The sequence below is a fragment of the Pontiella agarivorans genome (assembly GCF_034531395.1).
GTDB classification, from domain to species: Bacteria; Verrucomicrobiota; Kiritimatiellia; order Kiritimatiellales; family Pontiellaceae; genus Pontiella; species Pontiella agarivorans.
In genome coordinates this window covers 315,099-330,511 of sequence record NZ_JARVCO010000010.1, presented here as the reverse complement: position 1 = coordinate 330,511, position 15,413 = coordinate 315,099, and the positions used below count along the sequence as shown (strand labels likewise).

Here is a 15,413-nt window from a genome sequence, read left to right as displayed (position 1 = left end):
GAAATTATAACGTTTCGTCGGAGCTCTCCGAATGCTCTTCGGAGGATTTAACGATATCAGAAAGTTGCGGCACAGCTTCCACCTGGCTTCCCGCATCTTTTTTATGCCGCCTGATAAATTCTTTGGCGAGATTACGATAGGCGGCCGAACCGACGCAGTGCGGATCATATTCAATGACCGGCTTTCCGTAACTGGGGGCTTCCGAAAGCCGGACGTTCCGCGGAATAAGCGTTTCAAAAACGCGATCGCCGAAATGTTTCACCACTTCCTGCACCACCTGCTGCGAAAGATTGGTGCTGACATTGTACATGGTCATCAGAATGCCGCTGATATGCAGATTCGGGTTTCCGGCTTCGGAAATCTGATTCACGATATCCACCATCACGCCAAGACCTTCGAGCGCAAGATATTCGCACTGAATCGGGATAATGACTTCATGGGCGATATTCAGCGCGTTCATGAACAGAATACCGAGCGACGGCGGACAGTCCATAATGATGTAATCATAGGTATCGCTCTCAATCACCGGACCCAGCGCATTCTGCAGGCGGTGCAGATAATCCTCCTCCCGGGCAATCGCAATTTCCGCGCCGGCAAGATCGAGCTCGGACGGAATAATATCGAGATTCTTGATTCCGCTTTCCCGAATCAGGCTTGCGCCATCGGTCTCCCCCAGAAGGGCCGGAAAAATACTGGATCCGGAAATCTTCTCCAAACCGAGACCGCTGGTGGCATTCGCCTGCGGATCGAGATCGACCAGCAGCACCTTTTTTCTCTTTTCAGCCAGACAGGCGGAAAAATTAATGGCCGTCGTGGTTTTACCCACCCCGCCCTTCTGGTTTGCCAATGCAACAACACTTGTTTTCATATGAGAATTCCCCTGCAAATCATTAAGAAGCCACAGAACAACACTGATTTATACGGAACTTTTCGGCGTTAATCGGTGCTGATCCGCGGCTTTAAACAGGGCGTCACAATAGCTCATAGGCCAGGACACTTAAACCGAAAATTGCCGCGGTTTCCGTCCGCAGAATCCGCTCCCCGAAGGAGACCGGCACCGCGCCGGCATCGACGGCGGCCTGAACTTCAGCTTCCGTGAAATCGCCCTCCGGGCCGATCAGCAGCGCCACCCGCTTTTTACCTTCAATATCGACCGCGCGAAACGGCCGGGTTCCTTCATAGAGCGATCCGACCAGCACGAGGTCATAGTTTCCAAGGGTTGGAACCACGGCATCGTACTTTTCCAGGGGCTGGAAATCCGGCAGCCAGCGCACCTCGCACTGCTGCGCCGCGTTGAGCACAATTTTACTCCACCGCGCCTGTTTTTTCGGATTCGGTTTGAACTCGGTATGCTTCGTCAGCACCGGACGGATCGTCGTGGCCCCGAGTTCGACCGCCTTCTGCAGCACCAGCTCCCAGCGGTCCGGTTTCGGCACCGCCTGGATCAGATCGATTTCAACTTCGGGCTTCGGCACCTTCCAATGATTGGAAACGCGGACTTCGACGGCCGTTTTGGAAACGGTTTCGATGGCGCCTTCCGCCACGCCGCCCTGCCCATCGAACAGGGTGATTTCCTGGCCGGGCTGAACGCGCAGGACTCTGGCCAGATGATGCGATTCCTCCGGAGAGAGGACCGCGATCCCCTTCTCCAGCTCCGCTGCATCAACTAGTGAATTAATCCGCATTTCTTAAGGGCAGAATCATTCAGTGGCAGAATAATTTTCCAGGCATCGGAAATCATTCCGCCACAAAATTATTTTGCCTGATCCCTATCCATCGGATTCAAGTTTCTTTTTGCGCTCGTAGAATTTATCGGCCTGCTTTTTCATGCGGGCGGTTTCTTCGAAGTGATTATCGTGCAGCTGCTCGACGAGCTTCTGCATGGCCTTCTTTTCCTTGCCCGAGAGCCGGGCGGGCACTTCGATTTTCACCTGCACATGCTGATGGGGGTGTCAGTCCTATTATTTCATCATTTCGTTGAGTTCCCACAATTCCCCCTCTTTCGCCTCATCCACATCTTTTACATATCGAGACAGATTGGAAGCGCGCCCCATATGCAAACGCTGAACAATCCATTCATTCTTCACACTCGTCTTTTTACGAATGATCCACGCCACCACTTTTTTGCGATTGTCCCCCTTCTTCAGCAAGGCTAAATCAGCATCATCTACCTTCAGCCTTCTGAGCCCTTCAGCCAGCAAACGTTCGGCTTCTCGCTCATCATGCTTTTTAACAGGCTCTCCAGAGTAGGACTCCCGACGATTGCCGTCCATCACACCATCAAGAACCTCCTGAAGTTGCGACCGGAAATTATCCCCGCCGAAAGCCCAGCCTTTACGAATCAACGCCCACCGCTCATCCACCTCGCCCGGATTCGCACTACAGGCTATCTCAAGAACCCGCTTCTGCATAATGCGGGAGTATTCCTTCAGGCCGGCCCGATCATCCGACAAACCTAAATTTCCCAACGTACGCTCAACGCGCAACCACTCAGGTCGCCTCGACGGATTCATATAAAGCGGGTAGCTACTCCACGCATAATCCTCCAAGCAGCCCTTTTCCAGATCAAAGCACTTCGCCCGCGCCGGGTTCAAATGAATATAACTCGCAACCGTCGAAAAATAATCGCCCGCCGGATCAACCACCAGCGCCTTATAGCGGCCCTGAAAAAGATGTCCCCACAACTGATGCCGCAGATTAAACCGCTTCGTATATGTCCCCTGCAGCCTGCGCATCCCATCCACCAGATTCGCCTCTGGCGTCTCAATCAGCAGGTGGTAGTGATTCCCCATTAGCACAAAAGCATGCACCCGCCATCCGCAGCGGTCGCACGCTTCACCCAGGGTATCCAGAAAAACCTCATGATCCCGATCAGTTCGGAAAACCGGCTCCTGCCGATTCCCCCGGCTCATCACATGATACACCGCTCCCTCATATTCAATTCTCGGACATCTTCCCATGACCCGTTTCTATCCACCCCCGCCCGCCGACTCAAGAGAAATGATGTAATAATAGGACTGACACCTTTCCTCTGACACCTTTCCTCCTTTCCTCACCTTTCCTGACACCTTTCCCACCTTTCGCTGACACCTTTCGTGCTCGCCCGCTGGCTCGAAACAGAAAAACCCGATGCCGTCATCTGCAGCGCGCCGCTCATCGTCCAATCCATGAAAGAACTCGGCCGGAAAATCCCTGAAGAGATCGGCATGGCCTCCATGAGCCGCTACGACAACCCCATCAACGCCGGCATCGACCAGAATCCCGAAGAGATCGGCCGCACCGCCGTCCAGTCCCTCGTCTCGCAGCTGAATGAAAACAGCTACGGCATTCCGGCCTCCCCGAAAGAAATCCTCGTTGAAGGCCGCTGGATGGACGGCCCCATGCTGCCCGGACGTTGACCGACGCTTCCCTTCGGGTAAGCGCCCTCTACACTGGATGGGCAAATCAACCGCGGTGCAGCGGACGTTTACCTGCGCGCAGCGGAGGAAACGTCGGGCGGGCAGTACTCAACAGCCGAACGGCGGTCGGCGGGCTAATCGGCATCCACGGCAATGCCCTTCACGCGATAGAACCGCGGCACATTCACCGCATGGACGGTCTGCGTCGAGATGATTGCGGAGAGGTGGTCCCACGTGTTGGTCCACGGCCCTTCCGGAGTTGAAGCCCACTCAACCGTGTAGCTCCACTCGCCCGCCGCGGTGCTGTTCCAGGAAAGCGTTCCGTTTTCATCAAGACTGGTCAACGTGATTTCCTGAGCCGGCGTGCTCAGGATGGTCAGCGTGCCCTCCCCCTGAAGACGCGCGGGCAGATTAGTGGAGGTGTACACGCCTGCGGCATAGACTTCTCCACCAATGGTCAGATCATCGAATGTGACGGCGCGGCCATTCAAATCAAGCATACCCACGGGCGCGTCGGCTACCCCGAATATGAGCGAGTCGCCAATCAGGTCGTATTCAAATGAGGCGGAACCATCCGAAAGGATAAGTAAATCGCCGCTCCACGTGCTTTCCGAATTGGAGAACGCAATGGACCCAAAGGGGAGCGATGAGTTCGGCGGGCCGATATAAATGGGCCCCGAGCCCATTATAAACGATGCAACCGTAAGACTTCGGGATGCGTCGCCACTGGTGTAAGTGACGAATCCGCCGCCTGCTACCGTAAGATCCCCCGCAAGGGTCATATGCCCCGCGCTTGCGACGTTAACACTCCCGCCATTCATCACCAGATTGGTGACCGTCGCAACCATGTTCTCGGTTTTCAGGCTAATCCCGCCATTCCCCTTAACAAGGAAGGAACGCCCGGAAAAAACAGGAGCGTCATTATGCATCCTCATCGTGAAACAGTCCGACACATAGTCGTTCTCCGCGCTCGGTGTCTCCCCGTTGCTCCAAAGAGAGGGCTCCACCCAATCGACGTCAAATTCGGCGTTGCGGGTTAGATACACCGTTTCCGCCGCGACGCCTCCGATTAAACCCGCCGCATACAAGATCGCTACAATCCATTTCATGGTCATCACCTATACACCTTTCTTTTTATATATATAGTATAATGTATTTATGCATTTTACACGACTAAGGTTCCGAAATATTACATTTATAATTTAAGTAACGAATCAATGGTTCGGCATTGATGACATACTGCATCACCTAGAAACCCGCAGGATGCGGTCGGATATTTCCGTCCCATTAGATCCGGCGCTGAATAGTGAGATTATTTGCCCCGAGAGAGCACAAAGAAAACAAAGGGTACAAAAACGGCGGACCCGAAAGACGCCGCTAGAATCCTGAACTACAGAATACCCAGAAAACACAAAAGAGTTTTGGATCACGAATGTACGCGAATTGCACGAAGTGAGGCGCCGCGCCTGATGGGGTGTCCGGATTTTTTCTAAATTATCCTGTCATTTAATCATTCTGTCCCAACGAGAGAGATCATCGCGGCACAATACAACCGCGTGGTCGGCGGTCTGGGACAGACCGCCCTACCACCGCGGAGCATCGGACGTTGACCTGCGCGGAGCGCAGGCAACGTCGTACGAATTATTTTACGCCCCAGCGTCAGTCGGCGCTGAATTTCTTTTCCACCGGGCGGATCACGAAATCCCCGGTATAGGAGGCATCGGAAAGCACGGCGGTTCCGCCCTTCTCCAGCGCAATTTCAACCACACCGCCGCCGAGCTCTTTCACCGCGCCGGCCTGCACGCCGGTCACTTTCATTGTTCCGGCGAGCCCTCCTTGTAGAAGGTATTCGGCAGCAGTTTGTCGTCGAAGAAATCCTACATGCGCTGTTCCGCCATTTCGCCGTCGCCCAACAGTGAATACATGGAGGATGAGCCCGTATAGGAGTAGCCGGCGAGCGCTTCCGGAAAGCACTGCCAGTGCTTCAGCGATTTCAGCGCCAGCGCGCGCTCGGCGGGGTCGTCCAGATTCATCGTACTCAGCGGATAAAACATCAGCAGCTGCGAATAGTGGCGGTGCGATTTGGCATAGGGCACATCCTTGCCGATCATCAGCCCGGTTTCATCCACGGGATAGTCCACCAAGCGATCGAGCACATTCTTCCACTTCGGCAGCAGCGGATCGTCGATCTCAAGAACCGCGGCGCTGTCGATCAGCGTTTGACAGCCCCAGCGCAGCAGCCAACAGCTTGTTGCTAATAATAAAGACGACCGGCCTGTTGTTCAGGTTTCATGAATCTGCCTAGCGTTTAAAACCTGCAGATCCATCGTTCGGCACCAGCCATCAGAAATATGGGTCTATTCCCTGGCGTGTTTCCTGCGCGAGATTCAGCGCAGTCTACAAAAGTTCGTAAGCCAGCACGCTTAAACCAAAAATTGCGGCGGTTTCGGTGCGGAGGATGCGGTCGCCGAAGGAGACGGGGACGGCGCCGGCGTCGATGGCGGCCTTTACTTCCTTTTCCGAGAAGTCGCCTTCGGGGCCGATCAGCAGGGCCACTTTGGTTTTTCCAACCATAGGAACTTCGCGAAAGGGCTTTGCACCTTCGTATAGCGAGCCGATGAGGACGAGGTCGAAGTTTCCAAGGGTTGGAACCACGGCGTCGAACTTTTCCAAAGGTTGGAGATCGGGCAGCCAGCGGACTTCGCACTGCTGAGCCGCATTATAAACAATTTTATCCCAGCGGGCCTGTTTTTTGGGATTCGGTTTGAACTCGGTATGCTTCGTCAGCACCGGGCGGATCGTCGTGGCCCCGAGTTCGACCGCTTTCTGCAGCACCAGCTCCCAGCGGTCCGGTTTCGGCACCGCCTGGATCAGATCGATTTCAACTTCGGGCTTCGGCACCTTCCAATGGTTGGAAATCCGCACCTCGACCGCGGTTTTGGAAACGGTTTCGATGGCGCCTTCCGCCACGCCGCCCTGCCCGTCGAACAGGGTTATTTCCTGCCCGGACTGAACCCGCAGAACGCGGGCCAGATGATGCGACTCCTCCGGAGAAAGAACGGCAATCTCTTTCTCCAGCTCATCCGTCTCAACTAGTGAATTAATGCGCATGGCCGGGAGAATAGCCGCAAAGAACACAAAAAGTCACAAAAAGAGGCATTTCAATTCCCGTGGTTTATTGTGTTTTCCGTGGCAAAGGCTACTCGGATTCAAGTTTGCGTTTACGCTCATAAAATTTATCCGCCAGTTTTTTCATGCGGGCGGTTTCTTCGAAATGATTGTCGTGGAGCTGTTCCACCAGCTGCTGCATCGCTTTTTTCTCTTTACCGGAAAGCCGGCTCGGCACTTCGATTTTCACCTGCACATGCTGGTCGCCTTTACCGTGTCCATGTGCAGCATCCTGAACGCCCTGACCGCGCAGACGGAAGATTTTTCCGCTTTCAGTTCCTGCCGGAATCTTGAGTTTGGCTCCGCCATGAATCGTCGGCACCTGAATTTCGCCGCCGAGCATCGCGATATGGAACGGCACCGGCACTTCGCAGTAGATGTCGAGATCGCTGCGCTTGAACAGCTCATGATCGCGCACATGGAAAACGATGAACAGGTCGCCGGCCGGACCGCCGCGCGCGCCGGCCTCGCCCTTGCCGGGCAGCCGCTGGCGCGAACCGGATTCAACCCCGGCCGGAATGCGCAGCTTGATGGTTTTGCGCTCCTTGATGCTGCCGGCACCGTTACAGGCCGAGCAGGGATGCGCGATGGTTTCGCCGGCACCGCCGCAGGTCGGACAGGTCTGGGAGAACTGAATGAACCCGCCGCCCGAAGAAACCTGACCGCGGCCGCCGCAGGTCGGACAGGTGGTTTTTGAGGTTCCCGGTTCCGCTCCGCTGCCGGAACATTTTTTGCAGGTTTCCGATACCGGAAGGGTCAGCGTGCGGTGTGAGCCCAGGGCCGCTTCTTCAAAATCGACATCCAGGTCATAGCGCAGGTCGGACCCGCGCGCCGGACCATTGGAACGACGACGCCCACCGCCCCCGCCAAAGAGGTCATTAATATTGAAACCGCCACCGAATACCTGCTCAAAAATGTCAGATGCATCGTGGAAACCACCGCCGAATCCGCCGCCGAATCCACCGCCGCCCGGCGCAAAGGCCTGATGACCGAACTGGTCATAACGGGCTTTTTTATCGGCATCGGTAAGTACCTCATACGCCTCGGAGGCTTCTTTGAATTTTTCCTCGGCCTCTTTATCTCCCGGATTGCGGTCGGGATGGTATTTCATGGCCACCTTGCGGTAGGCCTTTTTGATTTCATCAGCTGTGGCATTTTTGGAAACGCCCAGCACTTCATAATAATCGCGTTTTTCGGACATGATTATTCAGCCCCTTTTTCAGCTGACGCTTCGGCAGGCCCCGAGGAAACGACCACCTGTGCGGCGCGCAGAAGTTTGTCGCCGAACATGTAACCGCGGCGCACCTGATTCGAACAGACTTCGGCCGGATATTCATCCGACGGCATGTGGGTCAGCGCTTCATGTTTATGCGGATCAAATTCCTGTCCAACGGCTTCGATGGGCTCGAGATTGAATTTCTTCAGCACATTCCGGAACTGGTCATAAACCATTTTGAAGCCATCCACGACGGCTTTATCGGCCTCATGCTGTTCCGCGGTCTCCAGGCCCATTTCATAGTGATCAAGTACCGGCAGGATTTCCAGCAGCAGGTCTTCGTTAGCGCGTTGGTAAAGCTCAATCCGCTCGCGCTGCGTACGGTTCCGGAAATTGGTAAAGTCGGCCTGAAGACGCACCAACTGGTCGCGCAGGGATTCATCCTCTTCTTCCTCAACCGCCTGCGCCGTTTCTTCGTCTTCGATCACTTCAGTATCCGGAAGCTCTTCCACTGCTTCAGACGTCTCTTCAACTGCTTCTTCTGCAATTGCTTCTTCTGCCTTAAGTTCTTCTTCCTGAATCTTTTCTTTTTTAGCCATAGTAAAAATCCTTTCCCGCGATACCGCGGGGTCTTTTCATTTCCAGAGCATGAAAAAATACGCGAAACGGACAAACTGTCAACAGGGCAATACAGCCCAAATCAGCTGATCCGGACGTATCTCAAGCCGATGCCTAAATGTTCTGAACCGGCCGGAGAACTTCCCCCGGCTAAAAGGTCATTCCGATGGAGGCGGAATAGCCCTGCTGATAAAAATCGGTGGCAGCGGAGGAATCGCTGAAATCATAGCCGGTAATCCGATATCCAACGCGCAGATCAAATGCCGGGTTAAACTGATACATCAGCTGAATGCCGGCATCATAGATAAATTCCGAATCACTCAGATAGGTTCCTCCCATCATAAGCGGCACATAAAGGTAAAAATCACTGAACAGCTCATACTTCATCCGCAGCATCACCACGGCATCGTAAAGCGTTTCGCTGTCGCTGTATTCAGTGCCGCCGAGATTCAGGGTATTATCCATATCCAGCGACTGAAGCCCGACCAGGAAATCAAAGGTCGAACTTCCGGTACCGAGAGGATATCCGATGGCGAGGCACCACGTGTTTTCATTGGATTCCAGCGACCCCGGCGTTCCGCCCACAGAGACATCAGATACAATCCCGTCATAATATTCATAAGAACCCAATAGCACGATCGAGCTGTCGCGCAGCGTAAGTTCTCCGGAATAACCGAAATCCAGATCGTCAAAATAGTTCATGGAATCCCGGTGGATCTTTGCTTTCTGTCCATCCACCATCACGGCCCCCCGCATCCAGCCGGCCCAGCCGGACAGCGTCAGTCCCATCGATTCATCGTTCTTCGCTGCTTTTGCAGAACAGAGAGCCAGTCCCGCGAGGACTGCCAGAAAAAACTTTATCTTATACATAGTTACCATCCTTCTGCTTTAACACTTAAAAAAAGATCACACCGCACGACGGTTGAGAATAAACAGGACTGTCGTCCAGATTGCAATGGCTCCGACAGCAATCCCGAAAATCGGCCATCCGCCCCACAGCGCCAGCAACGGGATCGCCGCACCGGTCCAAAGCCCGCCGCCCATAAACGGTTCATGCAGCAGCTGTTTCGCGGCAAAGGCTTCAGCCGCTTCGGTTTCATAATCCGGATCCACCACCCGCAGCAGCAACAGACCGGTGGCCGTCACGCCCATCGACTGCCCCATTTCAGCAATCCCGCGTTCAAACCAGGCATCGTTAAATGCCCGACGTGCAAAAACCGTAAGCATCAGTACATTCCAACCAATACCCGCCAGAACCAGCATCACAATCGGAACCCACTGCTGTGCCACCACATCAATGCGGATCGTCGCAATGGCGGCAACCACCAGAAAATCGAGCGCACAGTTCTGAATGCGCAACATCAGGCCTTCGTCCATATGCTCGTGCGGATCCAGCCGATCGGCCAGAAACTGAACCACCACACCGCCCAGCATACAGAGCGGAAAAAGCGGAAAACTCTCAAAAATATCTTGGCCTGTTTCCGGAAGCCCGCGCGTTGCGAAAATCATCCCCTCTTTCATCAGCCAACCCAGCAGAATGGCCGCTCCGACAAAAACCAGATGCAGCGAAAGCGAGCCGATGACATCAGAGGAAACACTGATTTTTCCGGCTGCCGGACGGTGCTCATGCGGAATCAGACCGGAGTAATCTTCAATATCGACGCCCGGCTTCACCTTACGTTCGACATAACCTTTGCGAACGGCCCAGTTCACCAGCCCCATCCCGACAATAATCGCGCCCATAATCCCGCCGGTAGCCGCGGCGAGGGCATAATCCTTCATTTCCGGGAAACCGAGTTCATCGAAGGCCGGACCCATACCGCCGGCCGTTCCGTGGCCGCCCTCGAACCCGACCGGCATTATGCCGGCAAAAATATCGGGAAGATCAAAAAAAGGCTTGAGCATAAGCAGTACAAAAAAGCAGCCGACTGCGTACTGTCCCCACGCCACGATCTGGCCGTAGGCGAGCTGACGGCTGGAACTTTTCCAGACTCTGGAAACCGGCGGCAGTGCGGTCCCCAGAAAAAGGCAGGCGAACACCACATTGATCAACTGACCGGGCAGCAGGTTCCAGCCTTTGGAAACTTCCGCCGGAACATCAAGGATTTGGAAAAACAACAGACCGAGCAACCCGGCAATGACGCTGGCCGGAAGGTAGAGTTTCTGCAGCAACACGATTCTGCGACGGAGCCAGTAGCCCAGTCCCAGCAGCACACATAAACATCCGAATGACAGCATAGCAAACCCCTGAGTTTCTATCGCAAACTTACAGCTGTCAGCTCACAGCACGTTTAGAACATCACATCGAGCATCAGCGAGCCGGTATGCTCTTCATAGTCATCGCTGAAGCGGCCGTTATAGCCGATGCCGATTTCCATATATTCCGTACTGCGCCAGCTCAGACCAAGCCCGACATTGAACAGGTCTTCATCCGGCTTGATCGCCGCCTGGGTGACCGCTGCGGTATTCAGCCCGAGGATATCGTTGACCTGCTGCATTTCCGTTGCGATTTCATCCTGCACAAAATCGTGCGTCCATTCGGCATAACCGGTCGTCTGAAACCGGCCGATGCTGGTATCGAAACGGTGGCGGGCTTTCAACCCGAGTGCCGATTCAACCAGGTTCCGGCTCATACTGCTGATTTTCAGCTGATCGTTTGCATCGGCGGTGCTGGTTTCCGTGTGATCACCTGTATTCATAAACAGCACATGCAACCCCGCATACGGAGCAATCGCCAGGTTTTTATAATACATGTACTGCCCCACATCCACATAGCCGCCGAAGTTATCACCGCGATAGGAAGCCGTACCGCGGTAATCCCGACCGTTGTCGTTTTCCACCCGGATGGAATCATAGTTGGAACGGCCGTAGGCCAGCAACGTATCGATATAAAGTCCGTTTTTACCCACCCATTCGCCATAGGCCCCAAACCAGTAGGTTTCAGTATCGAGATAATCTGTGTTCGCGGTCTGCGCATCGCCCTGAACATAGGTGTAATTCAGACCGACGGTGAGATCTTCACCCACCAGTTTATCAGCACCCAGCGTGGTACCGCTGTTGTTGAGGGTATAACTGTCGGAGCTGCCATGTGCACTATAATCGCCCTGACCATTAAAATACTGCGCCCACACGTGCATATCAAAAATCGTATTCTCCGCGCCGGGGCCCTGCGGTCCGGCGGGAGCGTTCGTATTGGTCATCAGAAAAGCATCGTGCGGCATGGAATGCGCAGTCGAAACCAGATTGCGGCGCAACTGTTTGGTGCGGGTGAACACCGCATTTTTCATGCCGTTGAATCCGGCGCGAATCGATTCACTTGCCGCATAGTCGAGCGACGAGCTGAAAGTATCCGTCGTATTCGTCATTATCACTTTCATTTCATTCCCCGCCTTCACCAGCGACGCATCAAACAAAAGCATGTGGTTCGTCAGATTGGTTTCCGCAAAATCCCCGCTGAGTCCGACATCAGAGGAAAGAATCACCATTTCAGAGTTCGTGACACTCGCCACTGTAATGTCCGCAATCAGCCCATCCAGCGTAACATTCTGAGCAAAATGAAGCAGGTCGTGGCCATACTCACCGAGCACACCTGCTTTATAGGTGGTGTTCGATGCACTGAAAGCACCGTTAAACACCAAGGTACCGGCCGTATCGATCAGAGTGTATTTACCGGTCGACAGCGTGGTTGCCCCCAGGTTCGAACTCGGCCGGATGGTTCCGTTAATCATACTGACCGAACTGAAGTTATTAGTTCCATAACCATAGAACTCAGTTCCGTTAAGCGTCAGCCCATCAAACCCGGAATACTGATCCGCAGTTGAGCCCCCGAGCAGACCGAAAATACCGCCATCCACTTTAACCTGATTTGATCCGGTACCGGCAAACGACACTCCGGACGAAACCGTATACCCCAGCGCACCATCCTCATCAATCGCCATATTGCCGTTTTCCAGCACGAGCACGGCATCGGTATCCGTAAGCTTAATCTCTCCCGTACCGGTGAGCATTGCATTGCTGTAAACCGTAAAATCTCCACCAACCGAATTGGTCGCTCCGTTCAGGGCCATCCGGTTGCCGCCGAAGATGGAGACGTCGCCGTCCACCGTCAGCTCCGCCTTGTTCTGGAGATAGAAAACATTTTCGGCGCTGTTGGTATCCGCAGCACCAACCAACAGATCCCCACCGATATTCATCGTGGTATTGGAACCATCGAGCAACACATAGTTCCCCGTCGAATTGGTCCCGCCGAGATACACCGAACCAAGCAGGTTCACGGAACCCTGATCAGAAATTTCCAGATAATTGCTGTCAGTCTCGGCTCCGATGGTGACATCTGTCGCATTCAGAACGCCGCCGCCATCCACGATAACCGCACTGGAACCGCTGTTGCTGACCGCTCCCCCGATGGTAATATTTCCCGCATTCAGTTCCCCGGTATCGCGCACCGTCAGTTTACTGTTGCCGTCCACACCCACAATCAGATCCGCCCCGCCGGTATTCCACAGACCGTTCGTTCCGAGAATCAGATTCTGTTCTTTATCCAGAAAATAGTCCGAACGCGTCAGTGTTCCGTCCACCTGAATGGTGGAATTGGTGGAATACCAGTCGAATCCGTTTCCGGCCAAAGCATCCATATTCAGATCGTTGCTGATTCGGAAGATTCCGTTCTCCTGCAGGTCCAGTTCACTGCCGGCCGCAATCTCCAGATCGCCGACCCGCATATCGCCGCCGTCCATAATCGTGACAGCGCCGGTATTCACTCCCTGACCGATAAAGAGCGTATCGTCAATCTCCACCCGGCCATCCCCGAGCGTCATGCTTGCTCCGCCGCTGGAGGCCACCAACACACCGGCCTCGTTGGTCGTGGCATCTCCGACAAACACCTGAGCGCCGTCACGAACATAGAGATAATTATCATTTCCGCCGGTTCCGGTCAGATTGGTTCCATTGGCCCAGTAGGCTCCGATATAAAGATCGCCGCCCTGCACTTCCCAAAGCGTATCGGCATCGGAAACTACAACACTGTTTCCGCCGGAACCACTGCCCCACCCGATATAGGCATCGTTGTGAGCCATGGTTGTTTTATTGGAAATACTGATCGTTTCCCCGCTCCGATTCAATCCCACCACCAGGTGGTCGGTGGAATGGTCATCCCAGGTCCCGTTTTCAAGCGTAAGACTGCGCCCGTTACCCACTGAAACCGCGCTGTTCGTGGCACCGTTGAACACCAGGTTTGTGCTATCCAGCCCCGTAAATTCACCGTTGATCAGCGCCAGATTACCGCCGCTGTTCCAATTGATGTTTGCCGCAGCCGACCAGTCGAACAGATTGGTGGTCAACGCCAGCGTACCGCCGGAATTGATATTGAATACATTGCCATCATCAAAATCGACACCGGTTGCCGAAACCTTCCCTCCGGAAGCCACGGAAACACTGTTGTTCGTTCCTTCCGCATAAAGAAAACCGGTATTTTCCCACTGCGAATCACTACCGGAAACCACCACCGCATTGTTCGTTCCGGAAAGCAATCCGCTCGTCGTCGTCAGCGAACCGCCATCCAGCACCTGCACCGTATTGCTGACCCCCGAAACCACCGTGCTGTCCGCCAGAGCCCAATCACCGCCGTTGAGATTCAGCGTCCGCTGCGTTCCATCCAGACCGCTCGTTCTCGTCAGCGTTCCACCAACACCGAGCGTCGTATTATTCCCCCAGATAAATTTCGTCATGTCGTTGCCGTAGATAAAATCACCCGCGACTGAAAAGCTGCCGGCGTCCTGAAGTTCGATGCTGCTGCCGTCCTCAATATCAACGGTTCCAACGCTGACCGAACTGCCGTTTTCAACAGTCACCGTACCGGTTCCCCCGCCGGCAGTTCCGACAAACAGACCGCCGTCGACACTGACCCTGGCACTGTTATCCAGCTCCAGCGTCGCCCCGGTGGAATGCGCAACAATCAGACCGCCGTTGGTCGTGCCGGCAACATCGCCCTCTGCGGCATCTCCGACAAACGTCCACGCTCCGTCAAAAACACCAAGCGCGTTGCCCGTTCCGGCATCAACACCAATCTTCAGTCCCCCCTCGGAGAAACGCAGACTGGAATCTTCGCCGGAAACCATGATGGAATTGTTCGCCGCATCGCTGCCCGAACCGATTATCCCGTTATCCGCTTCCACCGTACCGCCGTTCAAAATCTGAAGATCGCTGTTTGAACCATTATTTCCAACCGTCAGATCCGTGCCCGATGCATCCAAATCCGAATCATTCAGCGTCAGATCCCGTGCATCGTGAAGATAGGTAATACCATTGGTCTCAGAAAGTCCGCTAAGCGTCCCGTTGGTCAGATAAAGATGCCCCCCTGTATTCCAGCTGAAACCAGCGGTCGAAGCGTTGAAATCAGAACGCAGCAGAAGCACACCGGACTGATTCAGATTAAACGTATTGTCCGCGCTCAGCTGCAGGCTGTCGGCCAGCACCTGACCACCGCCGCTGACGGAAACGCTGTTGCCGGAACCGGAATCCAGATAGAGTGTGCCCTGATTATTCCATACACTGTAATCAGTAACCGAAACGGCATTGCCGTCCGAATTCGCCCCGACATACGCATGGGTATTTTCGACATAAGATTCATCGTCGATCATTAACCGATTATCGTTCCCGTCGCGGCCGACGGTCAAATCGCCGTTCACCAGCAACCCTGAACCGTCGAGACTGACGGTATTTCCAGCCGCCCCAGCATCGCGGCCGATAACCACTTCGCTGCTGTTCGAGACCACATACCCCGTATTGATATTCAGTGTATTTCCGCCCGAAGTTCCGCCGACGATCAGGTTCGTACCGCCGTTATTCCAGTCGCTGGAAACCGGTACGGTTTGTCCCCCCTCAATCACATTGGTGTACTGCGCCTGCGCAAATCCACTCAAAGCCAACGATAAGCCTAAAATCTTCAAAAAGCGTGTCATTCAAAAACTCCTGTTTCCAATGGTTGGAAAAATAGGCGCGAAGATTACAGGAAA

General features: G+C 54.3%; 14 protein-coding genes. 1 reads left to right on the top strand and 13 read right to left on the bottom strand.

Going from position 1 to position 15,413, the window contains the following annotated elements; translation table 11 throughout:
• Positions 1-4: 4 nt before the first annotated feature.
• The 4 genes from P9H32_RS08965 to P9H32_RS08950 all read right to left on the bottom strand — a co-directional run bounded on the left by P9H32_RS08965 (position 5) and on the right by P9H32_RS08950 (position 2,960).
• A complete protein-coding gene (locus P9H32_RS08965; RefSeq protein ID WP_322608560.1) occupies positions 5-868 on the bottom strand; it encodes a ParA family protein in 864 nt (287 codons plus the stop codon).
• 103 nt (positions 869-971) lie between these two features.
• Positions 972-1,685: an RsmE family RNA methyltransferase gene (locus P9H32_RS08960; protein ID WP_322608559.1), complete on the bottom strand. Its 714-nt coding sequence runs from the start codon at positions 1,683-1,685 to the stop codon at positions 972-974.
• An 84-nt stretch (positions 1,686-1,769) separates the two neighbouring features.
• On the bottom strand, positions 1,770-1,931 hold the full coding sequence (locus tag P9H32_RS08955; protein WP_322608558.1) for a hypothetical protein: 162 nt from the start codon (positions 1,929-1,931) through the stop codon (positions 1,770-1,772).
• Between the two features lie 30 nt (positions 1,932-1,961).
• Complete coding sequence (locus P9H32_RS08950) at positions 1,962-2,960, bottom strand: transposase (protein ID WP_322608557.1); 999 nt, start codon at positions 2,958-2,960, stop codon at positions 1,962-1,964.
• Between the two features lie 135 nt (positions 2,961-3,095).
• Between P9H32_RS08950 and P9H32_RS08945 the strand changes: the two genes are divergently transcribed.
• A complete protein-coding gene (locus tag P9H32_RS08945) occupies positions 3,096-3,398 on the top strand; it encodes a substrate-binding domain-containing protein (protein ID WP_322608556.1) in 303 nt (100 codons plus the stop codon).
• Positions 3,399-3,532: 134 nt separating this feature from the next.
• On the opposite strand, the gene P9H32_RS08940 is transcribed toward P9H32_RS08945, so the two are convergent.
• From P9H32_RS08940 to P9H32_RS08900, 9 genes are all read right to left on the bottom strand, one after another.
• Complete coding sequence (locus P9H32_RS08940) at positions 3,533-4,507, bottom strand: hypothetical protein (protein WP_322608555.1); 975 nt, start codon at positions 4,505-4,507, stop codon at positions 3,533-3,535.
• 550 nt (positions 4,508-5,057) lie between these two features.
• The gene (locus P9H32_RS08935; protein ID WP_322608554.1) at positions 5,058-5,216 is read right to left on the bottom strand and encodes a hypothetical protein; all 159 of its coding nucleotides are present in this window, start codon (positions 5,214-5,216) and stop codon (positions 5,058-5,060) included.
• A 59-nt stretch (positions 5,217-5,275) separates the two neighbouring features.
• The gene (locus tag P9H32_RS08930) at positions 5,276-5,635 is read right to left on the bottom strand and encodes a glycosyl hydrolase family 95 catalytic domain-containing protein (RefSeq protein ID WP_431311700.1); all 360 of its coding nucleotides are present in this window, start codon (positions 5,633-5,635) and stop codon (positions 5,276-5,278) included.
• A gap of 160 nt (positions 5,636-5,795) precedes the next feature.
• Positions 5,796-6,509: an RsmE family RNA methyltransferase gene (locus P9H32_RS08925; RefSeq protein WP_322608552.1), complete on the bottom strand. Its 714-nt coding sequence runs from the start codon at positions 6,507-6,509 to the stop codon at positions 5,796-5,798.
• Between the two features lie 88 nt (positions 6,510-6,597).
• Positions 6,598-7,767: a molecular chaperone DnaJ gene (gene dnaJ / locus P9H32_RS08920; RefSeq protein ID WP_322608551.1), complete on the bottom strand. Its 1,170-nt coding sequence runs from the start codon at positions 7,765-7,767 to the stop codon at positions 6,598-6,600.
• A gap of 2 nt (positions 7,768-7,769) precedes the next feature.
• Positions 7,770-8,381, bottom strand: coding sequence for a nucleotide exchange factor GrpE (locus P9H32_RS08915; RefSeq protein ID WP_322608550.1), 612 nt, complete (start codon positions 8,379-8,381; stop codon positions 7,770-7,772).
• 169 nt (positions 8,382-8,550) lie between these two features.
• Positions 8,551-9,270: a porin family protein gene (locus tag P9H32_RS08910; RefSeq protein WP_322608549.1), complete on the bottom strand. Its 720-nt coding sequence runs from the start codon at positions 9,268-9,270 to the stop codon at positions 8,551-8,553.
• Positions 9,271-9,306: 36 nt separating this feature from the next.
• Complete coding sequence (locus tag P9H32_RS08905) at positions 9,307-10,638, bottom strand: sodium/glutamate symporter (RefSeq protein WP_322608548.1); 1,332 nt, start codon at positions 10,636-10,638, stop codon at positions 9,307-9,309.
• Positions 10,639-10,691: 53 nt separating this feature from the next.
• On the bottom strand, positions 10,692-15,359 hold the full coding sequence (locus P9H32_RS08900) for an autotransporter domain-containing protein (RefSeq protein WP_322608547.1): 4,668 nt from the start codon (positions 15,357-15,359) through the stop codon (positions 10,692-10,694).
• Between the last annotated feature and the right edge of the window lie 54 nt (positions 15,360-15,413).